Genomic DNA, 24,014 nt, shown 5'->3' with positions numbered 1-24,014 from the left:
ACCTTTTAGGACCCCTCCTGCTAATATGGAAACCCGCCCCCACAGTCGGAAACATCTGAGCAAAAATCTGCGCCCCCGTTCAGCGGACCTTCTAAGGCTTGTGCGCAGGACTAATAACCATATTCGGACCACATGTTTCGATCACGTTCGTCTTTTAGGTCTTCCAAAGAAACTTCGATGGCTGAAAAATCCATTCGGTACATCGGCAACTGCCATTCGTGGTATAGAGTGCCGAGTTGGTCTTCGTTTGCAGTATCCGCAAACAGCTTGGCCTTCTCCAAAGCACGGGCCATTTCATACGTTAGCTTTTTTGAATCCTCATGGTTTTCAGTTTCACGAAAATCGACAGAGTTCCAAGCTCTTGCTGTTAGGTCCAACCCTTGCCGAGTGAACACACCAAAATCTTGCAATGCTTTGCAAATCAACCAAGATCGTGGTTCGGAACGTCCGCCTAAGATTAAGTCGTTGAAGGCGGGATCGCGATAAGTGGACTGTGGATCGCTCCAATGGAACGATCCATCTTCTTCACCAATTATGTCTGCATACATGCCGCTTTCGCGGCGATACACTTCCCAATTTGGCATAATGTATTCGCCAACGGAGCCTTCCAAATAATGAGTTCGACGATGGCTGTTGATGTATTCTTGGAGCTGCGAAGCGTGCATCGGTTTCCAGCTTTGCGCTTCGACATAAATCAAACGTGCTAGATGATCATAAAACCACTTAGTCATCTTCCCGACCCGCGAGGGACGCTGTGAGGCGGGGCATCTTACCAAATCGACGAGTATCAGTATTTTCGCTACTTCTTCAGATGCGTGGCGTCTTAGCATCGACGCGCTCCTTGGATGGTTTGAAAGCTCATTGGATGCGTCAAGTAGACTGCCTGCGCTATTCATTAAAACTGGAAGCCCTTCTGCAATTAGATCAAGCTGCTGTTGTTCCGTCATATTCGCTAACGCATGGGCACGGCGCATCCCGATATGTCTGGCGCTTTGAACTTCGGGCATCAAAAAATCCTAACTCTCATTGGCAAAGTTAAACAAATTAAAATCGGTAGTTGCTCCACCTGATTACTATAGCACCTAAGCCCAATTACACCTTTTTCTTGAGTTGAGCGCCCCGCCGCCAACCGTCCACATTCGATCTGCGCGGCTTGGCTCATCTGAACGGCCATCTTTCGCGCGCTGATCCTTTCGGATGGCCGTTCACACTCAATGAAAGCACACCCCATGCAAATTACATTCACCGCTGATGGCGGCGACGCCTGCACGCTCGCCCAGAAAACCATTTCGTCCTCGACTGCCTTTTCCATTCCAATCTCGAAAGCTGCCCTACAAACAGCCCTCCGCACAATGCTGATGAACCCCGAACAGCGCGACATGACAGTTGATGCCGTGATGGTTGATCGCTGTCGCGATGGTCTTCGTGTCCACGCTGGCGGGGGTCGCTTTGAACTGCCCTACCGCCACCTATTTGCCCTCGTGCTTGAGGCGTAATCAATGACACGATCAAACTGGGACCGCCTGCAATCGCAATACCATCTGATCCGCGCCTGCATTGCTGGCGAAGATGCAGTGAAGGAACAGGGACAGACATATGTCCCGCAACCTGACGGCATGACCGCGCAAAACTATGCGCACTATCTGGACCGCGCCTGCTTCTACGGTGCGCCGGAAATGACGCTCCGCGCACTTGTCGGCCTTGCCCTGCGCAAAGACCCTGTGATCAAGCTGCCTGCACGTCTTGAGCCGATGCGCCTGAACGCGACTTACGAAGATGCGCCGATGCAGGTTTTGATTGAGGACATGGTGCGCGAGGTCGCAACTATGGGCCGCTACGGTATCCTGCTTGATTTGCCAACAGAGGGCGCAACGACCAACACCGTCCCTCACTTCTCGACCTTCAACGCGGAATCCATTGAAGATTTTTCGACGGGCTTTGTCGATGGCCACAAAGTCCTGACGCGGGTGCATCTGTCATCTGACGAGCAATGGGAAGACGCAGACGTCACCTACGAATTGATCCTTGAGGCTTGCGTCTATCAGTTCCGCCGCTTTACACGTGATCAGCACAAAAACCGTGTCGATGTGGGCGAAAACCATATCCCGATGGTCAACGGCAAGCCCCTTACCTATATCCCGTTCGTCATGGTCAGCCATGAAGGGCTGCGGCCAGAACATGTCACTCCGCCATTTCTATCGCTGTGCAAAGTTGCAATCTCCCACTTCAAGAACAGCGCAGATCGGGAACACGCAATCTTTCTCACGGCTGCGCCGACGCCTTGGGTTGCGGGTTCGATCCCAGCCGACAAAGTGCCAACGCAGATCGGCGCGGGAACAATTTGGACTTTGCCCGAAGGTGCAGAAGTTGGGATGCTGGAATTCCAAGGTCACGGCGTCGCCGCGATGAAAGAGATCATGGAGGAGAAATCCGAAACGACGATCTCACTTGGCGCACGCATGTTGAGTTCGACAGTCAACCGGAACGAAACTCTAGGCACAGCGACGCAGCGCACGCGGTCAGAGCTTGCGCTCTTGCATGGCGTGGTCGTTTTCGTCGAGGCTGGCCTCAACCGCCTTCTACGCCTTGCTGCTGAGTGGGTTGGCGATGATCCTGACGAGGCGTCGGTGTCCTTGTCCCGCGACTTCATCGAAAGCGCGATGGAACCGAAAATGATTGAACAGCAGATGAAGCTGTATCTGTCCGGTGTGATCAGCCGCGCGTCCCTGCATGAGAACCTGCAAAAGGGCGAGATCATCCGCGCAGATCGGTCGTGGGAGGACGAAAAGGATATGATCGAAACCGATGGCGGCGACATATCCCCCATCATCGGCACGCGTGATGCCTGATGATCCTTGACCCTGACTTTGGGCTGCATATCTCGCGTCCAGATGGCCCACAATCCCTCTACCGTGCTGTTGTCGCCCGTTCCGTCCTCGACCTTTTCGGCAAAGTCATTCCGGCTTCTGAAAAGGATGAAGCACAACTTGCGCGGCGGGAGGCTCTTTACTTCCTAACGCGGGAAAGAGGCGCATGGGCAGAGTCCCGTCGCCGCCTTTGTGCGGCCTGTGAGATTGATCCCGAAGCCCTGCGGACAAATATCCTGCGCATCCTTGATGGCGGCGAGATTGTTGGCGCAGACACCCGAAACTCATTCGGCGGCATCGAGATTGCCCGCCAATTCTGGAATGAAGAACAATCGGAACCGGAACGGGCGCAAGCTGCGCGGGAGCAGCAGGCAAAGCCAAAACCCACGGCACCGCGTCAGAAGGTAAAAGCGAGTTATTCCACTATCAGATCAACCGTCCTGCCACTGCTATCGCAGCCTCGCCAATTCAAAGATTTGATTGCTGCTACGGATGGCGAATTTGGCGACTCCATGATCTGCAAAGTCCTCGCAAACGCAATCAATAAGGGCGAGGTCGTCAGAAATGACAAAAACCATACCTATATTCTGGCGGCTGCTTGATCGGATTTAGGTCTTCTCGCTCAACACCTTAAACTGCGCTTTATTGAGCAATAGCAGGCACTTATTGTCAATTTGCAAGACAGGGGTCGCGCATCTTCACGTAGTGGAAGGGCAAGCCTCAGGGCTTGCTTTTCTTTTTGTGCCTACGTGAAGGAGCAGCACATATGTCTGACGACAACAACGACAAACTGATGGAACAATTCATCGAAAAGGCGACGCCAAAACTATTGGAAGCGCTGGCCGAGAGCGTATCGAAACAGATCGAAGATTCCATCGGCGGCCTGAAAGCCAACTCCGAAAAGATGCTTGATGAATTGAAGGACCGCAAACGCGCTGCTGCCGATGCCGCCGCCAAGGATCAAGCCGACGCGGGGCAGTTCAAAACACTGCTTGAGCGCAATGATGATCCCGCATCAATTAAAGCCGCACTGACACCGGAACCAATCCGACTGACCCGATCTCAGGCGCGTGACGCGCAAATCTATCGTCGTGCCAAGGCGCAGGCAGAGAAGTCAGGCACAACAGTGGAGATCGTAACCGATGGCTGATCTCGACAAAGCAGCAGATGCCACAGCCCGCGAATTTTTGTCGGGTATCTATCACAGGGTTCGAGAGTTCGATGTGACCCTCGCACGCAATGCCATCCTAGATTGCCTTTACAGCGCGGAAGAACCCGACTTCATTCGCGATGTTGCAGCGCATCCGCTCCATGCCGCAGACGCCCGTCGCGTCATTGGACGAATGGCCCCGCATATGGTTGGCTTGGCTGGCCTGACCCTGACACGTCAGGCAGCGGCATGAGCATCAACTATGACCGCATCAAAGACGCGTTGCCCGTGGAATCGGGCAATGGTCGCCGCTCAACGATCCGCGCCCGCTCCGATGTGGTTGAGGTCGTTCTTGATTGCGTATTGCGCCGCCGCCAGTTCAAAGAGATTGCGCAAAGATGCTGTGTCGATCTCGAAAGCCTGACGCGGTTCCGCAAACGGTTCATCACGCCGGAGGTCGAAAAGATCGTTCTTGTTGAGGCCAACAAGCTGGATGCAACGTCACTGGACCAAGAGGTGAACAGCGCCCAAGACAAGATCGAAGGCGGCATTGAGGGCATCCTCAAAGAGCAGCAGCGCCTTTATCGCACGCTGAACGGCATGGTCGATGGTGGTAGTGAAGGCTTGCTCGAAGTTCTGGCCCCGATGATGCAATTGCTGCGGGATCAAAACAAATCCTACGAGAACCTGCTGAAAGTTTATTCCAACCTGCGCGACAAGACGACCATCGTACTTGGCCTGAATGAGCATCCCGACGTTCAAAAGCTGATGGACGTGTTGTGGGTCGTGTTCCAAGCTCACCCAGAGGCGTTCGATACATTCCGGCAAGTGATCGAAGATCGGCGGATTCCGCTTTATGTCGAATGATCTTGGCCTTTTCCTTCGCACCCTTAACGAGCGGATAAAGCCGGAGCTGCTGCTTGAACGGGTGGTCGATGGCCCGCCCGATGAATGGCAGCGCACGCTAATGAATTCTGCCTCAGACATCATCATGGTGCTGGCATCGCGTCGGATCGGCAAATCAACAACTGTCGGTGTCATGGCGGGGCAAGAATTGTCCAAGCCAGAGCATCAGGTAATCATCCTTTCGAAGACGCTGGCTCAGTCTCAACTGCTGTTTGCCAAGATCGCTTACACTTGGGAAAAGATGGCGCTGCCGATTGAAACGAAGCGGCGCACCATGACCGAATTGCACCTCAAGAATGGGTCTTCGGTTGTCTGCGTTCCCGCTGGTCAAAACGGTGAGCAGGCCCGTGGCTACGGCGTTAAAAACGGCCTCCTTATCTATGACGAGGCCGCGTTTATTCCCGATGATGTTTTCGGCTCAACACTTTCGATTGCGGAAGATAACGCCAAGACAATCCTGATCACCACGCCGGGCGGCAAATCGGGCAAAGCCTATGAGATGTGAAGCGATTGGGAAATGTATCCCGAAGTCGAACGCATCCGCGCCTGTTCCCTTGATCTGCCGCGCATGGCGAAACTCGTGGCCCGTCAGCGAAAGGTTCTGTCCAAGTTCGAGTTTGATGTGGAACACGGCCTCAACTGGATGGGGCGCGGACACCAGTTTTTCGATTCGGCAGCAATCACTGCTGCCTACACCGACACCCCACAACTCATGTTAGGAAACCTATATGCAGGTGTTTGAACGCGGCGAGGACTTGATCCTGCCCAATGCTGATCCAGCGGTTGAGATCGTTAAATGGTATCGCCGCTTCCTCGTGGGCTTGGACATTGCGCAGGCGCAGGACCGGAACGCATATTCGATCTGTATCGACGAACGTGTGCCGTTCTACGATGCCAACGGACGGCAGGACCTGACCAAACGTCGCCGCGAGATTGTGCGTTCGGATCATCTGCCCGCAATGTCCTATGCTGACCTCGCTACTGTGACACGTAACCTTATGACGGACCCCGCGATTGCAGGCCGCTCCTATCTCGTCGTGGATTCCTCCGGCGTTGGCCGTGCATTTTGCGATATTCTTAATTCCAAGTCAGTGCAGCACACCCGCGTCCAGATGGTGTCAGGCGAAAATGAAAGCGAAACCAAGGAGCGCGGCCAGACTTTCAACAACGTCGGGCGCACGCGGCTGCTGTCGGCGCTCAATTCAGCCATTCACACAGGTGATCTGTCCATCGGCAACTTCGAAGCATGCGACCTGCTGCGCCAAGAGCTTGAGAGCTTTGAGGCTGATGTGGGATCGACAGGTCGTGTGCGCATCGAAGGCGGGACAAAGTTCGGCCATGCTGACTTGGCTGTGTCCGCATCGCTGGCCTTGTGGCTGTCAGATCATCGGTCAATCGGTGCGCATATCGGTGAGGCACCGCTGCGTGGGTTTTGGTGACTATGAAGCCAAATTGAAAGCGACTGGATTGGTGCTGACAAACCTACTGAAACTGATTATGAAAAAGAGAACAAAGAAGGTACTTCAGCAGTCATGCAGACGAAATTTGCGGCAAAAAGAGTCGGAACGCTCAATAAGTTTTTCACAAAGGTATCTGTCGGCGAACTTCTTGCACGACACATACCTTGCGACGATCCGCAGACCCTAATTGATCTCGGTGCAGGAGAAGGCTCTTTGAGTAAGGCTGCGGTACAAAGATGGCCTAACATTAGCATCGTTACTGTTGATTTGGACCCGACCACGACTTTAACCCTGCAAGAAAGCCTTCATCGGGTTGGTTGTATCAATCATAGACATCACCAACGCGATGCTTTGACCGTAGACCTTTCCAGCGGACTAATAGAAGAGCATGGACGGTTTGACGTCGCTGTGTGCAATCCCCCATTTTTCAATCCGAAGTGGAGCCGTGACCATGCAGATGTGCTTCAACTTGGTGATCTAGCGGATGCTTGTGGGTCAAAGGCAGAGGTCACGGCTGAGGTTTTGTTCATTGCGCAATCACTCGCGCTTTTGAAAAGTGGTGGGCGACTTGCTGTAGTCGTCCCCGATAGCCTTATCACGACTTCCCGTGCTCAAAAATTCAGAAAGTCTTTGCTTCAAAACCACACTGTCGAGACAGTAATACAACTGCCGCTCAACTCTTTTCATGAGACGGACGCGCAGTGTTTCATCATTGTCTTGAAAAAAGATGGCGGGCCAACGCAGGCACTAACCCTTTTGAACGCTGACGTTGACCAAAACCTATCTCAACCAATCCAAATCAGCGGGATCAATGCTGAGAACCGTATGGATTTCAATTTCCACTTCCTTCGCTGCGAAAAATCAGACTCGCACACTACGCTGCGAGAATTGGGCGCAGAAATTTTTCGTGGGTCTATCAGCACAGTTCAAAGGAAGGTCGCTGAGTTTCCTGTTTTTCACACATCGGACTACAAGGACATCATTGACGGAGAGATCAATCTTCCTGAATTGGGATCCCTAACCCAAAGTGCAAAGGTTGTTGCAGAAGCCGGAGACATTTTGATGGCACGGGTCGACCGCAACCTCCATGAGAAGATTGGTATGGTTGCAAACGGGTCGGCAGTGCTTACGGATTGTGTCTATCGCATTAGACTACCGCAACAACACCGCGACTTGGCTTATGCTGCACTTTGTTCTGACAAAGGCAGGATGAACCTGAAAGCGCTAACTAAAGGTGTTGGAGCGCGAATAATTGGAAAAGCGGATTTGCTCGACATGCCTCTTAGCGGCATCGAAACCTAACCTTTACTTGCGAAGTAGCTTTGGAGAAATTCTAAGGCTTCCCGTTTTTGCTTCACACCAGCCGCTTGCAGTATTGCCATGATGTTGACCTTACCCGTTGCACCGTCCCAGAAGTTCTTTTTCATAACCTGATGTCGACCGCAAAGTGCTTGCCACTGACTTTCGTCGGCGGGGTCAGAGTTTGGGTTAACTGAATGAGGTGTAGTATGGTCCGGCGTGAGCTTGACCGTCCCACCACCAATTGGGTCAACTGCTCCATTCTCTAAACCGCACAACTGACCATCTTCCTGCCATTCACAACAATTATTGGCGCGAGCCAAAATTCGTTTCCACGTTGCTGTAGTTGGACGCACACGTTTACTTGCTATCTCACGTTTATCCACATGAGGCATACAGTACTCGGACGGTTTTAATTCGCCCCAATCCCGCCATGACAGGATTGTATAGCCATGATCAGTGCGCAATTCGGAAAGACGTTGATGCCAGTTTTCGGGGTCCACTCCTGTCTTTGGATTTCTTGCCGCATCTCGAATCTGATCACGCGATATTACCAACCCGACGTTGTTCAAGAATAAGGCTTCGATCCTGAGCCGCACCGATTTCTGATCGTACTCTGAGGTGTCTTGGCTGTAGGTCTTTTGCTCTGGAATCAAGACGGCTCTCCTTTTCTCCTTTGTACTTGGCAGGAGCGGAAAGTCGAGTAGCGCTCGGGGTCTTTAGGGGCTAGCTGTGTGCTGCGCGCGTCAACAGCCGGAAAACGCCTTCGTCTATTTCCATAATCTTAATTTCAAACCCGTTGCTGGAGGGAACGATTGCAACCGGACAGACCCCCGACATATATTCGCGGTGCTCGGTGAGTTTCTTATGCTGCCGCTTTAAGGTGTAGGCTGCAATGTCTCCATAGTATTCCTCCAGTTCGTCGAAGATTTCTGTTTCGGTTTTGGTCATCTTGCTGTGTTTGCGCCCAGAGCTAGTATGGCTGCCTTTGCGCTCTTCTAATCGAAGGGCAGCAACACGTTCGACCAGTTCCAGGCGTTCTTCTTGCGCCTCAAGCGCTGCTGTCAGATCGTCGTTGAGCCATCCATCTAGTAGGGCTTGGCAGTCCCTGTAGCGCCGCCAGCGTTTGTCTGCGGGGTCTTTGTTGTGGCTCTGCGCAGGGAATGTACCCTCGCGCTCGAACAGAAATCCGTCAGCAAACCACGCCAAAAAGCCAAAAACAAATTGGGGGTAGCTCCGGCTGCTCTGGTCGCAGACGTGGATCGCCGCCATGACATAGTGTGGCAGCGGTTCAAACTCGAAGCGTAGGCGCAGGTAGTCCAGAAAGACCTCCTCGAAACACGCAGTTTGAACTGGCTGTTTTTCCACGGGACTCGCTTTCTGGGACAAAGGGCAGGCCAACAAGGCCTAACCCAAAATATCCGAAAGGACTACCAAATGCCCTATCAAGACAAAAACCTTCAACGCGCACTTGCGATCCTCGCAACGCACCCAGACGAAAGGGACATAGCATTCCAAGCCGGCTGCGTGCTTGTCGCAAAGCAAAAGCTGTCTCTCCAAGACGAAGATGACTTAGAAGTCCTGTCGATCCTAATGACTGACAAAGAGCATGGATTTGCGGTCACTCGCGTCGAAGAAACGGCACGCGAGCTTCGAGAGATGCAAGTCATCTGGATGGACGCGGCTAATGTTCTCAAACTGGATGCAGCAGCATGAGCTTCGAAATAACCAAACTTGCATCCGCTGTCGCTGATTGTGGCATGGGCGTGCGTGAACTGCGCGTCCAAACTGAAAACCGTCGCTACTACTATCTGCGTTTCGAAGATGACTTGCCGCATAGCTGGTGGGAAGACTCGATGCTCAACGGTTCGGAACAAGTGCCGATGACCGACGCGCAAGCACTGTCAGAGATCGAAGAAGCCAAACGCATCTTAGACAAGCATCACGATTCTGGCTTCCTGCTTGGGGTCTGGCACGAACAGCATGACGGCATCTGCTATCGTTATGCCGATGGCCGCTATGCTGAACTCGCAGAACGCGATTCCGAAGGCGAAACTGCCTAGTGTTGCAGAATTGTTGTTGAGCCTAACAAAACAACGATGGTCGCCTTAACGGGCGGCAATCAACATCTTGATATTTATGTTAAAAATGGTGCCCCCACACGGACTCGAACCGCGGACCTACTGATTACAAATCAGTTGCTCTACCAGCTGAGCTATAGGGGCACTGAGCGGTGATTTAGCGATATCGCTTGGTCCGCGCAAGGGGCAAAAAGCTATTTATTTGCCCGCGCCAAAAGTGCGACCGCACCAAGCCCCACAAGAGTGATCATCAGCGCCGCCGGGGCCGCCTCTGTGATGTTTTCCAATGATGCTTTGGCGTGCACGCGCGTGGCCAGCGTATCATAGCTGAATGGCCGCAAAAGGAGCGTTGCGGGCAATTCCTTCACGCAATCCACAAACACCAAAAGCAGCGCCGAGCCCATTGAGGCACGCACCAAAGGCATGTGCACAGCACGCAATGTGCCGCCAGCTGTGCGCCCCAAGGAGCGGGCCGCCATGGGCAGGCTTGGCGCTACGCGGCCCAAGGCGGCGTCCGCTGTTCCTTGGGCGATCGCAAAGAACCGGACGACATAAGCGAAAACCAACGCGCCTGCAGTGCCTGTCATGATCAGGCCCGGGTCTGTGCCAGTGACGGCAAGCACCGCATCAGCCACCCTATTGTCCAGCGCGGCCAAAGGCACTAGAATACCCAAGCCCAGCACCGCGCCGGGTGCGGCATAGCCGATTGCGGTGACGGGCATCAGCAATGCGGGCAAGCGGTGCCGCGACATGCGCACCCCGTAAACCATGAACACGCCGCCAACGACCGTGAGAACCGCTGCAATGCCGCCGACGGTGACCGTGTGCCACAAGGCGCGCGTGAGGCCCGGAGCCAGCCATTGGCCCGCATCAAAGGCGTGTGATGCAAGCACTGTCACGGGAAGCACAAATCCAGCCAGAAACGGCAGCAGGCAAGCCAGCGTTGCGCCTGTTGCTGAAATCCCCTGTAAAGGTTCACGCTGGACGGGTCGAAGATGCCGCGCTGCTGCAAAAAAGCGGCTCTTGCGGCGCGATATTTTCTCGAGTGTCACCAACATCACGATCATTACCAGCACGACGCAAGCGATCTGAGCCGCACCGCCAAGATTGCCAGCCTGAAGCCAGACCGAGAAAATCCCGGTGGTCAGTGTCTGGACGGCAAAGTAATCCACCGTGCCGAAATCGTTAACTGTCTCCATCATGACAACCGCGACACCTGCCGCAATCGCGGGTCGTGCCAGCGGAAGGCCAACACGCATGAACCGACCCAGAGGCCCTGCCCCAAGTGCACGGGCCACTTCAAAGCCTGCGCCGGATTGTTCGCGAAATGCGGCGCGGGCCAGAATGTAGACGTAGGGATATAGCGATGCGGCGAGCACGAGGATTGCAGCAGATCGCGTTCGGATCGCGGGAAACCAGTAGTCGGCAGCCGTGTCCCAGCCCATCATGTTGCGCAATGCCGTCTGCACCGGCCCCGCGTATTCCAGAAAATCCACCAGCGCATAGGCGCCCACATAGGCGGGCACGGCCAATGGCATCAGCAAGGCCCACTCCAACCAGCGGCGACCGGGGAAATCATACATGACAACCAGCCACGCAGCGCCCGTGCCAACACAAGCCGCCAATGCGCCGACACACACCATCAACACAACCGTATTGCCAAGATACCGTGGCAGGGTCGTATTCATCAGATGCGGCCAGATATTTTCGGTTGGCGTGAGGGCGAAATAGACAACCGCCACGATCGGCAAAAGAACGAGCACAGCAATGACCGCCGCCCCAACGGACCACGGCTCAACCTGCGGCAGGGTGCGCTTGCGCGCGGATAACTGACGGATTTGGTCGGACATCTTGCGGCACCGCTATCTGAAACCGGTTTATCTGTCCAGATTTCCCACTATGATGCGACAAAGTAACAATAACAAAAGCGGCAGAGCCATGGAAATCGTCTATCATATCGGCGCGCATTGCACGGACGATGACCGACTGTTGAAGTCGATGCTGAAAAACGCGGATACGTTTGCGGACGATGGCGTCAAAATTCCGGGGCCCGGCAAATACCGGCGACTGATCCGCGAAACTATTCAGGGGCTGAACGGTCAAAAGCCCTCGCCAGAAACGCGCAGCATCCTTCTGGATGCCATACTTGACGATGAACCCACGGAACGGCTTGTCCTAAGCAACCAGAACTTCATCTGCGTGCCCAACCGTATTTTTGAGGACGGCGCATTCTACGCCCAGACCGAGCCGAAAATCCGTGCATTGCATGACATCTTTGTCGAAGACGACATCGAGATTTTCCTGTCATTGCGCAATCCTGCGACATTCGTGCCAGCCGCTTTCGCCAAATCCGATCACCCTACGTGGGATAAATTCATGCGGGGTGTGCACCCGTCAGATATCCGCTGGTCGGACATTGTCCGACGCATCCAGCACGTCGCGCCACGGTCGCATCTGACAGTTTGGTGCAATGAAGATACGCCGCTGATCTGGGCCGATCTGATCCGGCGGATGGCAGGCGTGCTGCCGGACCAGAAAATCACCGGCGGCTTTGATCTGTTGGCCGCGATCATGTCCAAACAGGGATTGAACCGCTTTTTGAACTACATGCGCGCCCATCCCCCGCAGACAGAAGCGCAAAAGCGCCGGATCATCGGCGCTTTCCTTGATAAATACGCATTGGACGACGAGATCGAAGAAGAAATCGATATGCCCGGCGTGACCGAAGCCATGATCGAAGATCTGTCACTGGCCTATGAAAATGACGTCGAGATGATCGCGGCCATGCCCGGCGTCAGTTTCGTGCAGCCGTAAGGCTACATGCCCAACGCGGCTTTATACATGTCCAAAACGGCCTCTTCCTCGGCCAGATCATTGGCGTCGCGCTTGCGGATCGCGATCACCTTGCGCAGGACCTTGGTGTCATAACCGCGGCCTTTGGCCTCTGCCATGACCTCTTTCTGGGCGTCTGCGATATCTTTCTTTTCGGCCTCAAGACGTTCGAACCGTTCGATGAACTGGCGCAATTCCTGTCCGGCTACGCTTGTAGTTTCTGTCACATCGCTCATCATGTCGATCCTTGTCTGGAGGGTTGAACGGATGTCCTAGCTTGCCCCGCTTTGCCCTGCAAGACTTGTCAGCATCCTGCACCCGCGGTAAGCGGCTTGCATCCAAAGGAGAGCACTATGGACGCATTGATCTGGACCGGCGCAGCCCTGACCCTGCTGGGTTTTGCAGGGATCATCTATAGCATCGTGGCCGTGACCCGTGCGCGACGCGCCGGACTGGATGACGATGCCTTGCGCGCGCGGCTGTCCCGCATCCTGCCTGTGAACCTTGGCGCGCTGCTTTTGTCAGTCTTGGGGCTGATGACCGTGGTTATGGGAATTATGCTAGTCTAGGCCCCGTCGCGAGTGATCGCCAATGCCATCGCTGCAAGCTGTGGGACTGCCTGTCCGTATTTGCGTGCCATTTCAGGATTTGACGCATTACCTTGCCTTGCGCGTGCCGCCACGCCAGCAAGGATTGCGGCCAGTCTGAAGAACGAAAAACATAGGTAAAACGGCCAGTTATCAATCGATCCTAAACCACGCTTGCGCATGTAATCTGCCACGTAGTCCGCTTCGGTTGGCAATCCTAGCGCCGCGCGATCCACGCCGCCCAAGCCGCGCATGTCGCCCTGATTGGGCAATCGCCACTGCATGCATTGATAGGACAAATCCGCCATCGGATGCCCCAACGTGGAAAGCTCCCAGTCCAGAACACCCATAATATCAGCAGCTTGTGGTGCAAAGATCATGTTATCAAGTCGGTAGTCGCCATGAACAAGCGCAACCTGACCGTCATCTTCCGGCAGCGCCTGTTCCAGCCAGTCGATAAGCGCGGTCATCTCTGCCAGAGGTTCATCGATGCTCGCGCGATATTGCCCCGCCCACCTCTCAAGCTGGCGGGCGTAGTAATTTCCCGGCTTGCCAAAATCCGACAGCCCCGCCTGAGCAACATCGACATCATGTAACGCCGCAAGAGCGGTGTTCATCGCATCATATATGCCACCGCGATCCGTAGTATCAGGCAGTGCCGGGTCCCAGAAAATCCGCCCGTCCAGATGCGCCATGACGTAAAACGCCCGACTTGATGGCGATGTATCTGCATCGGCCAGACAATGCACCGAAGGCACCGGCACTTTGGTATCCGCCAGCGCGCGCATTACGCGGTATTCCCGATCCACGCGATGCGCCGAGGGCAGCAGCCGTCCCGCAGGCTGGCTACGCAACACAAGCGGCCCGCTGTCGGCTGTGATCAGATAGGTCGGATTGGATTGCCCCTTATCAAACTTGCGCACATCCAAAAGTCCTGCGAAATCAGGAACGTGCGTGGTCAGATAGTCATTAAGGGCGGCGTGGCTGATCCCCAGCCCGGGTGCGGCATCTGTCATGCCCACATTAAGGCCTTGCGCCGCGTCACTGGCAACCACCGATTGACACGACCTCGCGTGAATGCACGATACCGTCACAAATAGGAGAGCCCGAATATGGACCTTGGCATTACCCCCCGCCTCGCCCCCGTGCTGGATGCCGTGACCGCCATGGTCCGCGATGAGATCACACCGCTTGACGATACGTTTCTGGCCGAAGTCGATATCGGCGACAGATGGCAGTTCACCGATAAGCAGGTTGATATTCTGGAAGGTCTGAAAACAAAGGCCCGCGAGCGTGGTCTTTGGAATTTCTGGGATACGTTCAGTGGCACCGGCCTGACCACAGTGGAATACGCCTATCTTGCCGAACAAATGGGCAAGTCGCACCTCGCGGCAGAGGTTTTCAACTGCAATGCGCCCGACACCGGCAACATGGAGGTTTTCGCCCGCTACGGCACACCCGCCATGCAATCGCAGTGGCTGGAACCATTGAAAAACGGCACCATCCGGTCGGCCTATCTGATGACAGAGCCTGACGTTGCGAGTTCGGATGCCACCAATATCGCCCTTTCGTGCAAGCGCGATGGCGATGACTATGTTTTGAATGGCGAAAAATGGTGGGCCACCGGTGCTGGGGACCCACGCTGCGCCGTCTATATCGTGATGGTGCGCACCAGCGACGACGCGCCAAAACATCAGCGTCACTCCATGATTGTGGTCCCCGCCGACACCGCTGGCATTACAAAGGTGCGGGCAATGCAGGTGTATGGGCACGACGATGCGCCACATGGCCACATGCATATCCGGTTCGATGACGTGCGCATCCCAGCCGAAAACCTGCTTCTGGAAGAGGGTCGCGGCTTTGAAGTGGCGCAAGGTCGCCTTGGGCCGGGGCGTATTCACCACTGCATGCGGGCCATCGGTCAGGCTGAAAAGGCGCTTGAATTGATGTGTCTGCGCAGCACGGCGCGCGAGGCCTTTGGCAAACCGCTGGCCCAACTGGGCGCGAATTTCGATATCATCGCGGAAGCACGTATGGAGATCGAACAGGCGCGCCTGTTGTGCCTGAAGGCTGCATGGATGATGGATCAGGGTGACAAACGCGCCGCCGCGCCGTGGATTTCACAAATCAAGGTGGTGGCCCCTGCCGTGGCGCTCAAAGTCACCGATCAAGCTGTTCAGATGTTTGGCGCTGCTGGCATTTCGCAGGACACCCCGTTGGCGCGCCAGTGGACCCATTTGCGCACATTGCGATTGGCAGACGGGCCGGATGCGGTCCATCGCAGGCAGGTCGCACGGGCAGAGCTGAAACCCTACATGGGCAATCGCGCCTAGCGGGCGGTTTCGGGGCAAAACACCTCGTAAAGACGTTCCAGCACAGGCCGCACGCGCGGGTCGGACAGGTAGTAATGAACCGTCCGTCCCTCTTTGCGGCAGGCGACAAGACCCTCCGCCCGCAATTTCAAAAGCTGACCTGACACATAGGACTGGCTTGCGCCAAGCGTGTCCTCCAACGCGCCCACCGTCATAGGACCGGGCGCCAATGCGCAAAGCAGCCGCAGACGGCGCGGATTTGAAAGGGCTTTCAGAACATCCGCCGCTTCTTCGGCGGCTGCATCCATGGGGTCAGCAAGGTTTTCCATGAAAATGATATAGCAGAAAATCAAACACATTCCAATATTGAAATGTTTTAAAATCCCCCTATCTTGGTGCTCAAAGGAGATTCGCCATGCAACCAAGTGTCAAAGCGTTCTTTGATGATGCCACCAACACCGTGTCCTACGTGGTCCGTGACCCGTCAGGCACGTCATGTGCAATCATCGACAGTGTTCTGGATTACGATCAGGCGGCTGGCAGGACCAGCACAGCTTCCGCCGACATCATCATCGATTGGGTGAAAGCCGAAGGCCTGACTGTGTCATGGATCCTTGAAAGCCATGTGCATGCCGACCATTTGTCTGCAGCCCCTTACCTCCAGGAAAAACTTGGCGGCAAAATCGGGATCGGTGACCAGATCACCGTCGTGCAGGACACCTTTGGCAAGATCTTCAACGAAGGCACACGGTTTCAGCGCGACGGGTCGCAGTTCGACCAGCTTTTCAAGGAAGGCGACAGCATCCATATCGGCCAGATGCGCTGCGACGTGTTGCACACGCCGGGTCATACGCCTGCTTGCCTGACTTATGTCATCGGCGATGCGGCTTTTGTAGGCGACACGCTCTTCATGCCGGATTTCGGCACGGCCCGCTGCGACTTCCCCGGCGGATCGGCAGACGATCTTTATAACTCGATCCAGAAAATCCTGTCCCTGCCCGACGAAACCCGCATTTTCGTAGGCCACGACTATAAGGCACCGGGCCGCGACGAATTTGCGTGGGAGACGACAGTCGGCGAACAAAAGGCGCTGAATGTCCACATTGGCGAGGGTCGCCCGCTTGAGGAGTTTGTCAGCATGCGCACCGAGCGCGATGCCAAACTTGGCATGCCGCGCCTAATCCTGCCAAGCCTTCAGACCAACATGCGCGCAGGCAATATGCCAGAGCCTGACGACAACGGAACAAGCTACTTCAAAGTGCCAATCAACACACTCTAGGCACCTACTTTAAGGATCACTGAAAATGGAAATTGAATGGGTTTGGGGGCTGCTTGGCGGCGCCCTGATCGGATCGGCTGCGGCTGTGTTTCTGCTCGTTAACGGGCGGATCATGGGGGCATCGGGCGTGATTGGCGGCCTGATCGACGGCACAGGACGCCACCAAAGCACTGAGCGGCTTGCGTTGCTTGCGGGCCTCGTCATCGTGCCTGCACTGATCGCGCTTGCGATGGGTGGTGCAGAAACACATCTGACCGGCAATATGGCCGTGCTTGTCATCGCGGGGCTTTTGGTCGGGGTTGGCACACGCATGGCCAACGGCTGCACATCCGGTCACGGTGTATGCGGCATCAGCCGTTTGTCGCTGCGCGGCATCGTCGCCACGCTTTTCTACATTGGTGCGGGGGCGGTCACGATGCTGCTGGCCCGCCACATCTGGGGACTGATCTGATGAGAGCGATTGTCGCATTTATTGTGGGCGGGCTTTTTGGTGCCGGTCTTTTGCTTTCGGGCATGACGGACACGACCAAGGTGCAAGGCTGGCTTGATATCTTTGGCGATTGGGACCCGACGCTGGCCTTTGTGATGGGCGGCGCGATTATCCCGATGGCGATTGCTTGGCGCTTTACCCAAGCGCGCACCCCTGTTTTGGGCGGCACGTTTCCCACGCCACCCGACCCGAAAATCAGCGCGAACCTTGCCGTGGGGTCGATCTTTTTCGGGATGGGCTGGGCTTTGTCCGGCCTGTGCCCCGGTCCCGCCGTTGCATCGCTTTCGTTTGGCGGCATTGGTGGTATCGTATTCCTGATCGCCATGGTCGCCGGTATGGTCGTGGCACCCCGCGCCAAAGGCTATCTGGACGGCGCAGCGCAGGCAGCATAGGTCACGAACATGGAAATACGTCAAATTACACCCGACTACGCGGTCAGCCCGCAAATTGACCCCGAAGATATGGAAGCAATCGCGCAGGCTGGCTTTACCACGGTTATCTGCAATCGGCCCGACGCGGAAAATCCGCCGTCCCATCACGCCAGTGTCATGGAAGAGGCCGCCAGAAATGCCGGTTTGCAGTTTGTCGTTCTGCCAGTGACGCATATGAGCCTGACGCTGGACATTGTGGCGAGCCAACGCAGCGCATTGGATAATTCAGAGGGGCCCGTGCTGGCCTACTGCGCTTCTGGCACGCGGTCATCGATTGTGTGGTCGCTGGGTCAGGCCGGCGATATGGCGCCAGACGATATTATCGCCGCGACCGCCAAATGCGGATACGATCTGCGCGGCCTTCATGGCCAGATTGAACAGATCGCCGCAAGCAAAGGCTAATGATCTAACCTGTGTTTGGCGCGATGGCGTCCGCATCAGCTGCGGGCGCGATCATCATATCGCTCCGGTTGGGGCGCGCCTGAATCTCCGACATCTCGATCTGGTGGCCAAGGGTCAGTTTCACAGCCCTCATGCCTGCATACTGGCCCAATTGCGCCTTGGCAGCGACGCGCCCGTTCGGATCGGTCAGTGACACAGATGTCAGCGTGCAGCCCGGCAGCGACAGCACCTGCCCGACCTGAAATCCGTCCACCACAGAAAGCGGCATATCCATTTCGTGTAGAACCGCTGTCAGACTGGCAGATGCGCCAGACACCGCCTTGCGAAATCCCGGGTCCCACGGGATACCGGTTGCGGGCGTGACCAGTTCGACAATGGCACGCGGGCCGGCTGGTAGGAGCAGCGCCAACGCCCCTTCCCTTTCACCGGCGCCAAGGTCAACTGTCAGGCGGATCACGCGGTAGTCGCAATCCTCCATCCCCAGACCGGCAGATCGCGCGGACGACACGCGCGCATCAACGCAGACACCGTCGGTCCATCCATCCAAATCGGTGCGCGGTGTCGTTATTGCCAGCTGTTTTAGGACGGTCGCCAAGAACGGCGTCATCAACATGGCATCAGTGTTTGTGGGTGCCCGATCATCGGCGGCGCTGTCGCCAATGGCTCCTGTCGTTTGCATTTCCAGAACGGCGCTGCGCAGATCAGGGCTGGCCCCGATCAAACCAACCAGCGCCGCGTCACGGTGCAATCCGATAATCAGCCAGTCCGGTTCGATCGCATCGGCGATACCGTCGTGACCCACCACCTTTTCCTGCAATCCCTGCACATTGACGGTCAGCCCTTCGGCAATGTCCGCAGCACGCGTCACGGCGACGCGCACCGCACGCGACGACGTCAGCGGCACGTCCTGTGGGACCTGTGCTGCCTTTTGCGTCATGCGTTGCAACACAGATAGGCTGTTCTGATCAGTCATCGGTGGCGCCTGTATCCCTTGCACAGTCTGAGGCTCTGTCACCTGCACACATCGCAAAAATGGGTTACTGACCTGCTAACAAAGATGAAGATTGCGGGATTTCGTCAAATGCCGTGGCGGGCAATGTCACCCTGAAGGCAGCACCTCCCTGCCCTGGCAGATAGGTGATAGTGCCACCGATCCGCTCCATGATCTCGCGGCAGATGGCAAGACCCAGCCCCGCGCTTCCCGCTTTGCCTTCATCGGTCAGGCGGGCGAATTTCTCAAAGATAACAGCGTGATCATCCGCCGGAATACCATCACCGTTGTCGATGAAATCAATGGTTAGCTCATGTCGCTTGGCCTCAACCGCGATTGTGAGCGTCGGACGGACGGCAGCGCAGTATTTGCGGGCGTTGGTGATCAGGTTGATGAAAACCTGCGCCAGACGGTCCAGATCGCTTGTCACCGAAATCTCGGCTGCACCGCCCGTCTTGATGATCTGCATCGTGCCCGTTGGCACGCCGGACGCCGCAATTGACCGGTCGATCAGATCATCAAGACTGCCCGTTTGCTGGTGCAGCGTGACCTGTCCGTTTTCAAGCACCGCGAGATCAAGAAGGTCATCAAGCAGCCGCGTCAGGCGGACCGCCTCGTCATGGATGATACCGGCAAAGCGTGCGTGCGATTGGTCAGCCATACCGCCATCGCGCAAAATTTCAGAAAAAGATCTGATCGACGTCATCGGCGTGCGCAGTTCGTGGCTGATCTGGCTGAGAAAAGCATCCTTTTGCACAGACAGCGCAGTCAGTTTCTTGTTGGCCTCGCGCAAGGCGCGTGCGGTGCGATCCTGCTCGGCGGACTTGGCCTCAAGCTGGTTGGAGTATTCGACAATCTGGGCCGCTTCGTCGGCCACAGCGATCAGGTCTTCGACAGATACCGTTGCGCCTTCGGTCAACTGCCCGATCATGGCATGCGCTGTTGCCGCCCCCACCGATCCGGCCAGTTCCTTTTCCAAGCCGTTGACAAAATCTGGCGTCACATCAGGCAGATAGCCTTGCTTGCCCTGCTTTGTGCTTTCGGTTTGAAACAACTGCTGCGCCTCGTTCGGACCAATGATGCGCTGCGCCATAATTAGCAGATCTTCGGCCCTTGCCGCATTACCGGACCATGTTTGCGCATTGTTTGAATGTTCAAACACATTGACGAACTGCGCACCCTGAAGACGCTCCAACGGGGTTGGAAAACTTAAGACAGACCCGACAAAGAAGGCAGCCGCGTTCAGCAGGATGGACCAGACCAAGCCATGCACAAGCGGATCAATCCCTTCGATCCCGAACAATGCTTGCGGGCGCAACCACCCGATGCCGAACGGACCATTCATCATCACCGATGATGAGAGCGCCGCATCAACGCCAAATGACGGCAGGAACAGTGTCCATAGCCAGACTGCAAAGCCAGTCATCAGGCCACAGGCCGCGCCGATACGTGTGGATGCCCGCCAGAATATGCCGCCGATCAACGCCGGAAGCACCTGCACCGCACCGCTGAACGACACAAGGCCAATCGCGGCAAGGGCAGCACCGCCACCGCTCAGCCGGAAGTACAAATAGCCAAGTGCCAAGATCCCTGCCACCGACAGCCTACGAGCCAGCACGATCACCTTGCGCACATCGCCAGAGATTGACGCGCCTTCAGTGCGGGCATTCAACCAGATCGGAGCCACGATATGGTTTGAGACCATGGTTGCCAACGCAATGGTCGCCACGATCACCATAGATGTGGCCGACGAAAACCCGCCCAGAAAAGATAGCATCGCCAATCCTTCCTGCCCTTGGCTAAGCGGAATGGTCAGCACAAAGAGGTCGGGGTTCGTATTGGCAGGCATGATATTAAGCCCCACCACCGCAATCGGCAGGACAAAAAGCGACATTGCCATCAGATAAAGCGGAAAGGCCCAGCTTGCGACGCCAAGGTTTCGTTCGTTGGTGTTTTCAACAACCAGCACCTGAAACATCCGCGGCAGGCAGATAAAGGCTGCAGCCGACAAGAAAATCAGCGTGGCCCAACGCCCGCCGCTTTGCTGCCAGTCAGAAATGGGCGAGGCATCAATCAGATCAAGCGTGGCCTGCGGTCCGCCAGCCAGCCCCCACACCACAAACGCGCCCACCGCGACCAGTGCAAAAAGCTTCACAATCGCCTCGGCCGCGATGGCGATGACGATACCGCTGTGGCGTTCGTTGGCATCCAGATTGCGGGTGCCGAAAATGACTGTGAAAATAGCCAAGCCAACGGCCACCCAGATCGCGGCTGCATTCAGATCATCGGTCGCCCATGTCAGGTTGTCCTGCTGGGCAAAGACCGCAAAAGACAGTGTGACCGACTGCAATTGCAGCGCGATGTATGGCGTTGCGGCGACAACGGCCATCAACGTCACGATCATGCCCAGCGCAGTGGACTTGCCAAACCGGCTTGAAATCAGGTCGGCGATGGACGTGATCCGCTGCGCCCGCCCGATCCGCACAAGGCGGCGCAATATCCACCACCACCCCAGCAGGACCAGTGTGGGCCCAAGATAGATCGTGACAAATTCCAAGCCCGAGCGCGCGGCGTATCCGACAGCGCCGTAAAACGTCCATGCGGTGCAGTAGATCGACAGCGACAGGGTGTAGATCAGCGGCGATTGCAGCCACGCATTTTCGCCTCTTGCAGCGCTGCGTTCAGCCATGAAGGCAATGACAAAGAGAAATGCCACATAAACCAGCGACACCACAACAATCAGATTGATGCCGACGCTCATACGCTATCGTCCGTTAGTGCCGTGCCGTCCGGCGCGTCCGCATCGCGCGACATACGCGAAGTGATCAATGCGGACAGCACGATCAGCACTATCCAGACCCCGAAAATATAAAGCCCGATGCGCCCCGTCAGCGCCTGCCCCGAAGACAAAAGCGGGACCATCCATGCCACAATCCCAAACATGGGCATCATACGGATACCATCGCGAAGCCGTCGCTGCCTATAAGATGCGCGTGCCAGAAAAACGGGGCCAGCGGGGGGCATCAGGTGCCTTCAATCAGATCGCGGACCTGATCGCGGATATCGGTGTTTGAAAACGGCTTGGTGACATACCGTGTGGCCCCCAGCCTTTCGGCCAGTTCGCGGTCTTTGGTCTGCCCTCTGGCGGTCAGCATCATCACGGGCAAATCGGTCATGTCCGGTTCGGCTCGGACATCGCGCAGAATGTCAAAGCCGCTGCGCCCCGGCAGCATGACATCAAGAATAATCATGTCAGGTGGCGTGGCGCGGACCTTGTCCATTGCCGTTGCCCCATCTTCGTGGATGTGCACCGTCCAGCCATCCCGCGACAGAATAAAGCTGATTGCTTCGATGATGTTTGGCTCATCCTCGATCAGCAAAACCCGTTTTCCCATTCAGCGTCTCCCCCGCTTGGCCATCAGATGCGTCGTCCGTCCCACCGACCCATCGTGTCCTGCGCAAAGATTACGGTGCTTTTGCGCGATGTGTCAAAGAGATCAGGCCACCGCAGGCTCTCGTCGCGCCGCGCACCCTTCCCGCGGGCAAATCCGGCACGTCAGCCCCACGGGTCTTGGGATAAGGCCCGTCTGCGGCGGATCGGGAAACACCAGCATCGTCGCCTGCAATAAAGGGGCGGCGTCATAGCCGGAAATTGGCCCCTGATCTGTTGCCGCAAAGCACAGAAAACGCGAGGCCGCGCTGTCTGGCAGAACTACATCGGCGCGGATCACCTGACCGGGTTGCGTCAACGCCTGATAGAGCGGCCAAAGCGGGCAATTTCCGCCCTGCCGCGCCTGTGTAAAACCGGCGGCAGGCTTGAGGAATGTCGTAACCCCCGCCGCGTCACAGCTGACAAGCGCCATCGGCGGATGACCATCCTCAACTGGGAGCGATGCAAGCCGTTTGAGGACATCAACAAGCCGCGCGCCGAACGTCTGGCTCAGCGTCAGCGGATCGTGGCCACAGGCGTGTGCAGCTTTCGCAAATGGGGCCAGAGGCATTTGCCGGATCAGGCTGGCATAAACGTCAAACCACTGCGCCAGAAGGATCTGTGCAGCGGACGACAAGGCGATGCCCTTTGCCAAGGCAGTCGTATCGGCGTCGGGGTCTGCTTCAAGCTCCGGCACGCGAAAGCCGGTCCGGCCCAGATGCGCTGACGCCTCCTCAAAGGGCGATTGCCGATGGGCCAGTTCGGCTTTCGGTGCATCCAAATAGGCGATCAACGCCTCACTTTCTTCGGCCAGACGAACGCTTTCGTCGTGGATATTGCGGTGAAACCGCTGCTGCCAGTCACGATCAATGCGATCATCGTCCACAAGGATACCTGCGGTTGACCGGATGGATGTCACAGCCGAAATCACATCGTGCAAGGCAGACGCAAGCTGCGGATCATGGGCCATGCGATCCGACATGTTGCGCACCTGTGTTTCAAGCTGCGCGATCCTGCGGGCCTGATGGTCCATCACGGCAGCCCAACCGGGGTAGCGGGCGACCCATTCCTCGATCCGGTCAACCTCGGCCTGCGCGGTTTCGTGTTCTGCAGCGGCGCTGCGCAACTGGTCAACCAGCGCCAGGTCAGCGCCATCGGTCAGCATGCCCGCATCAATATCCAGCGCACGGGCCAGATCGGTCAGCAGCTTGCCTCCGATTCTGCGCTTATTGTGTTCGATCAGGTTCAGGTAGGATGGTGAAATACCCACGCCCTGCGCCAGATCAGCCTGCCTGATCCCCTGATCCATCCGTCTGTCGCGGATGCGCGAACCTGTTGCGGCATGATGGGCCATGGTCATTTCCTTCAATGGTATCAAGCGCCTGAGACGCACAAAACATGTCGATTGACAACATTTACACCCCTACTGTGCAATAGTTTACAAAAAAGTCCACCCACGCCATTGCCATGTTGGTGAAATGACCATTCCCCCCGACA

The 24,014-nt window shown here is 56.2% G+C and carries 31 protein-coding genes and 1 tRNA gene; 19 read left to right on the top strand and 13 right to left on the bottom strand.

The genetic code is table 11. From position 1 onward, the window contains the following. Nucleotides 1-110: 110 nt before the first annotated feature. Nucleotides 111-1,007 (bottom strand): hypothetical protein, encoded by an 897-nt coding sequence (locus V8J84_RS11335; protein ID WP_339931168.1) that lies wholly within the window; start codon nt 1,005-1,007, stop codon nt 111-113. A gap of 222 nt (nt 1,008-1,229) precedes the next feature. Here V8J84_RS11335 and V8J84_RS11330 point away from each other — a divergent pair, with 222 nt between their 5' ends. From V8J84_RS11330 to V8J84_RS11285, 10 genes are all read left to right on the top strand, one after another. Beyond that, the gene (locus tag V8J84_RS11330) at nt 1,230-1,496 is read left to right on the top strand and encodes a hypothetical protein (protein ID WP_339931166.1); all 267 of its coding nucleotides are present in this window, start codon (nt 1,230-1,232) and stop codon (nt 1,494-1,496) included. Nucleotides 1,497-1,499: 3 nt separating this feature from the next. After that, nucleotides 1,500-2,849: a DUF4055 domain-containing protein gene (locus V8J84_RS11325; protein WP_339931164.1), complete on the top strand. Its 1,350-nt coding sequence runs from the start codon at nt 1,500-1,502 to the stop codon at nt 2,847-2,849. After that, nucleotides 2,849-3,469: a hypothetical protein gene (locus V8J84_RS11320; RefSeq protein ID WP_339931162.1), complete on the top strand. Its 621-nt coding sequence runs from the start codon at nt 2,849-2,851 to the stop codon at nt 3,467-3,469. Before V8J84_RS11325 ends, V8J84_RS11320 begins: the two co-directional genes overlap by 1 nt. Before the next feature lie 164 nt (nt 3,470-3,633). Beyond that, complete coding sequence (locus V8J84_RS11315; RefSeq protein WP_339931160.1) at nt 3,634-4,017, top strand: hypothetical protein; 384 nt, start codon at nt 3,634-3,636, stop codon at nt 4,015-4,017. After that, nucleotides 4,010-4,270 carry a hypothetical protein gene (locus tag V8J84_RS11310; RefSeq protein ID WP_339931158.1) on the top strand — a complete coding sequence of 87 codons (261 nt, stop codon included), beginning with the start codon at nt 4,010-4,012 and terminating at the stop codon, nt 4,268-4,270. Before V8J84_RS11315 ends, V8J84_RS11310 begins: the two co-directional genes overlap by 8 nt. Continuing rightward, nucleotides 4,267-4,884: a hypothetical protein gene (locus tag V8J84_RS11305; RefSeq protein ID WP_339931156.1), complete on the top strand. Its 618-nt coding sequence runs from the start codon at nt 4,267-4,269 to the stop codon at nt 4,882-4,884. Before V8J84_RS11310 ends, V8J84_RS11305 begins: the two co-directional genes overlap by 4 nt. Continuing rightward, entirely contained in the window at nt 4,874-5,428 is a 555-nt protein-coding gene (locus V8J84_RS11300) for a terminase large subunit domain-containing protein (protein ID WP_339931154.1), read from the top strand. The genes V8J84_RS11305 and V8J84_RS11300 overlap by 11 nt, the downstream gene beginning before the upstream one ends. A 12-nt stretch (nt 5,429-5,440) precedes the next feature. Beyond that, nucleotides 5,441-5,665 (top strand): hypothetical protein, encoded by a 225-nt coding sequence (locus V8J84_RS11295; RefSeq protein WP_339931152.1) that lies wholly within the window; start codon nt 5,441-5,443, stop codon nt 5,663-5,665. After that, on the top strand, nt 5,652-6,362 hold the full coding sequence (locus V8J84_RS11290; protein ID WP_339931150.1) for a hypothetical protein: 711 nt from the start codon (nt 5,652-5,654) through the stop codon (nt 6,360-6,362). The genes V8J84_RS11295 and V8J84_RS11290 overlap by 14 nt, the downstream gene beginning before the upstream one ends. A gap of 93 nt (nt 6,363-6,455) precedes the next feature. Beyond that, nucleotides 6,456-7,685, top strand: a complete 1,230-nt coding sequence (locus V8J84_RS11285; protein WP_339931148.1) for an HsdM family class I SAM-dependent methyltransferase — start codon at nt 6,456-6,458, stop codon at nt 7,683-7,685. Here the strand turns inward: V8J84_RS11285 and V8J84_RS11280 are convergent. Both V8J84_RS11280 and V8J84_RS11275 read right to left on the bottom strand, forming a co-directional pair. After that, nucleotides 7,682-8,338: a hypothetical protein gene (locus V8J84_RS11280; RefSeq protein ID WP_339931146.1), complete on the bottom strand. Its 657-nt coding sequence runs from the start codon at nt 8,336-8,338 to the stop codon at nt 7,682-7,684. The genes V8J84_RS11285 and V8J84_RS11280 overlap by 4 nt on opposite strands. Before the next feature lie 70 nt (nt 8,339-8,408). After that, nucleotides 8,409-9,050, bottom strand: coding sequence for a hypothetical protein (locus V8J84_RS11275; RefSeq protein WP_339931144.1), 642 nt, complete (start codon nt 9,048-9,050; stop codon nt 8,409-8,411). 69 nt (nt 9,051-9,119) lie between these two features. On the opposite strand from V8J84_RS11275, the gene V8J84_RS11270 reads away from it, so the two are divergent. Together V8J84_RS11270 and V8J84_RS11265 are read left to right on the top strand one after the other, a co-directional pair. Then, complete coding sequence (locus V8J84_RS11270) at nt 9,120-9,398, top strand: hypothetical protein (protein WP_339931142.1); 279 nt, start codon at nt 9,120-9,122, stop codon at nt 9,396-9,398. Then, nucleotides 9,395-9,745, top strand: a complete 351-nt coding sequence (locus V8J84_RS11265; RefSeq protein ID WP_339931140.1) for a hypothetical protein — start codon at nt 9,395-9,397, stop codon at nt 9,743-9,745. Before V8J84_RS11270 ends, V8J84_RS11265 begins: the two co-directional genes overlap by 4 nt. 86 nt (nt 9,746-9,831) lie before the next feature. On the opposite strand, the gene V8J84_RS11260 is transcribed toward V8J84_RS11265, so the two are convergent. Continuing rightward, a tRNA-Thr gene (locus V8J84_RS11260) sits at nt 9,832-9,907 on the bottom strand. A 50-nt stretch (nt 9,908-9,957) separates the two neighbouring features. Continuing rightward, nucleotides 9,958-11,613 (bottom strand): ABC transporter permease, encoded by a 1,656-nt coding sequence (locus V8J84_RS11255; protein ID WP_339931138.1) that lies wholly within the window; start codon nt 11,611-11,613, stop codon nt 9,958-9,960. Nucleotides 11,614-11,701: 88 nt separating this feature from the next. Here V8J84_RS11255 and V8J84_RS11250 point away from each other — a divergent pair, with 88 nt between their 5' ends. Then, nucleotides 11,702-12,577, top strand: coding sequence for a hypothetical protein (locus V8J84_RS11250; protein ID WP_339931136.1), 876 nt, complete (start codon nt 11,702-11,704; stop codon nt 12,575-12,577). A 2-nt stretch (nt 12,578-12,579) separates the two neighbouring features. Here V8J84_RS11250 and V8J84_RS11245 read toward each other — a convergent pair whose 3' ends face one another. Next, a complete protein-coding gene (locus V8J84_RS11245) occupies nt 12,580-12,831 on the bottom strand; it encodes a DUF2312 domain-containing protein (protein ID WP_339931134.1) in 252 nt (83 codons plus the stop codon). 117 nt (nt 12,832-12,948) lie between these two features. Between V8J84_RS11245 and V8J84_RS11240 the strand changes: the two genes are divergently transcribed. Next, nucleotides 12,949-13,164, top strand: a complete 216-nt coding sequence (locus V8J84_RS11240) for a hypothetical protein (protein ID WP_339931132.1) — start codon at nt 12,949-12,951, stop codon at nt 13,162-13,164. On the opposite strand, the gene V8J84_RS11235 is transcribed toward V8J84_RS11240, so the two are convergent. After that, a complete protein-coding gene (locus V8J84_RS11235) occupies nt 13,161-14,198 on the bottom strand; it encodes a phosphotransferase (RefSeq protein ID WP_339931130.1) in 1,038 nt (345 codons plus the stop codon). The genes V8J84_RS11240 and V8J84_RS11235 overlap by 4 nt on opposite strands. A gap of 96 nt (nt 14,199-14,294) precedes the next feature. Here V8J84_RS11235 and V8J84_RS11230 point away from each other — a divergent pair, with 96 nt between their 5' ends. After that, nucleotides 14,295-15,515 carry an acyl-CoA dehydrogenase family protein gene (locus tag V8J84_RS11230; protein WP_339931128.1) on the top strand — a complete coding sequence of 407 codons (1,221 nt, stop codon included), beginning with the start codon at nt 14,295-14,297 and terminating at the stop codon, nt 15,513-15,515. Here the strand turns inward: V8J84_RS11230 and V8J84_RS11225 are convergent. After that, nucleotides 15,512-15,823 carry an ArsR/SmtB family transcription factor gene (locus tag V8J84_RS11225; RefSeq protein WP_339931126.1) on the bottom strand — a complete coding sequence of 104 codons (312 nt, stop codon included), beginning with the start codon at nt 15,821-15,823 and terminating at the stop codon, nt 15,512-15,514. The genes V8J84_RS11230 and V8J84_RS11225 overlap by 4 nt on opposite strands. 86 nt (nt 15,824-15,909) lie before the next feature. Here V8J84_RS11225 and V8J84_RS11220 point away from each other — a divergent pair, with 86 nt between their 5' ends. The 4 genes from V8J84_RS11220 to V8J84_RS11205 are packed head-to-tail and all read left to right on the top strand — an operon-like array spanning nt 15,910 to nt 18,096. Further along, entirely contained in the window at nt 15,910-16,773 is an 864-nt protein-coding gene (locus V8J84_RS11220; protein WP_339931124.1) for an MBL fold metallo-hydrolase, read from the top strand. Between the two features lie 25 nt (nt 16,774-16,798). Then, entirely contained in the window at nt 16,799-17,224 is a 426-nt protein-coding gene (locus V8J84_RS11215) for a YeeE/YedE family protein (RefSeq protein WP_339931122.1), read from the top strand. Further along, nucleotides 17,224-17,655 (top strand): DUF6691 family protein, encoded by a 432-nt coding sequence (locus V8J84_RS11210; protein ID WP_339931120.1) that lies wholly within the window; start codon nt 17,224-17,226, stop codon nt 17,653-17,655. The genes V8J84_RS11215 and V8J84_RS11210 overlap by 1 nt, the downstream gene beginning before the upstream one ends. Nucleotides 17,656-17,664: 9 nt before the next feature. Then, the gene (locus tag V8J84_RS11205) at nt 17,665-18,096 is read left to right on the top strand and encodes a TIGR01244 family sulfur transferase (RefSeq protein WP_339931118.1); all 432 of its coding nucleotides are present in this window, start codon (nt 17,665-17,667) and stop codon (nt 18,094-18,096) included. A gap of 4 nt (nt 18,097-18,100) precedes the next feature. Here the strand turns inward: V8J84_RS11205 and V8J84_RS11200 are convergent, their stop codons facing one another. The 5 genes from V8J84_RS11200 to V8J84_RS11180 all read right to left on the bottom strand — a co-directional run bounded on the left by V8J84_RS11200 (nt 18,101) and on the right by V8J84_RS11180 (nt 23,871). Beyond that, on the bottom strand, nt 18,101-19,069 hold the full coding sequence (locus V8J84_RS11200; RefSeq protein ID WP_339931116.1) for a flagellar motor switch protein FliM: 969 nt from the start codon (nt 19,067-19,069) through the stop codon (nt 18,101-18,103). A 64-nt stretch (nt 19,070-19,133) separates the two neighbouring features. Further along, nucleotides 19,134-21,848: an ATP-binding protein gene (locus tag V8J84_RS11195; protein ID WP_339931114.1), complete on the bottom strand. Its 2,715-nt coding sequence runs from the start codon at nt 21,846-21,848 to the stop codon at nt 19,134-19,136. Next, nucleotides 21,845-22,036, bottom strand: a complete 192-nt coding sequence (locus tag V8J84_RS11190) for a hypothetical protein (protein WP_339931112.1) — start codon at nt 22,034-22,036, stop codon at nt 21,845-21,847. Before V8J84_RS11190 ends, V8J84_RS11195 begins: the two co-directional genes overlap by 4 nt. A gap of 74 nt (nt 22,037-22,110) precedes the next feature. Then, nucleotides 22,111-22,482 carry a response regulator transcription factor gene (locus V8J84_RS11185; protein WP_339931110.1) on the bottom strand — a complete coding sequence of 124 codons (372 nt, stop codon included), beginning with the start codon at nt 22,480-22,482 and terminating at the stop codon, nt 22,111-22,113. A 102-nt stretch (nt 22,483-22,584) separates the two neighbouring features. After that, nucleotides 22,585-23,871 (bottom strand): short-chain fatty acyl-CoA regulator family protein, encoded by a 1,287-nt coding sequence (locus V8J84_RS11180; protein WP_339931108.1) that lies wholly within the window; start codon nt 23,869-23,871, stop codon nt 22,585-22,587. Nucleotides 23,872-24,014 lie beyond the last annotated feature (143 nt).

It is taken from the genome of Yoonia sp. 208BN28-4, assembly GCF_037543925.1.
Classification (GTDB): Bacteria; Pseudomonadota; Alphaproteobacteria; order Rhodobacterales; family Rhodobacteraceae; genus Yoonia.
The sequence above is the reverse complement of the archived record's forward strand: the minus strand, read 5'-3'. Positions and strand labels throughout refer to the sequence as shown.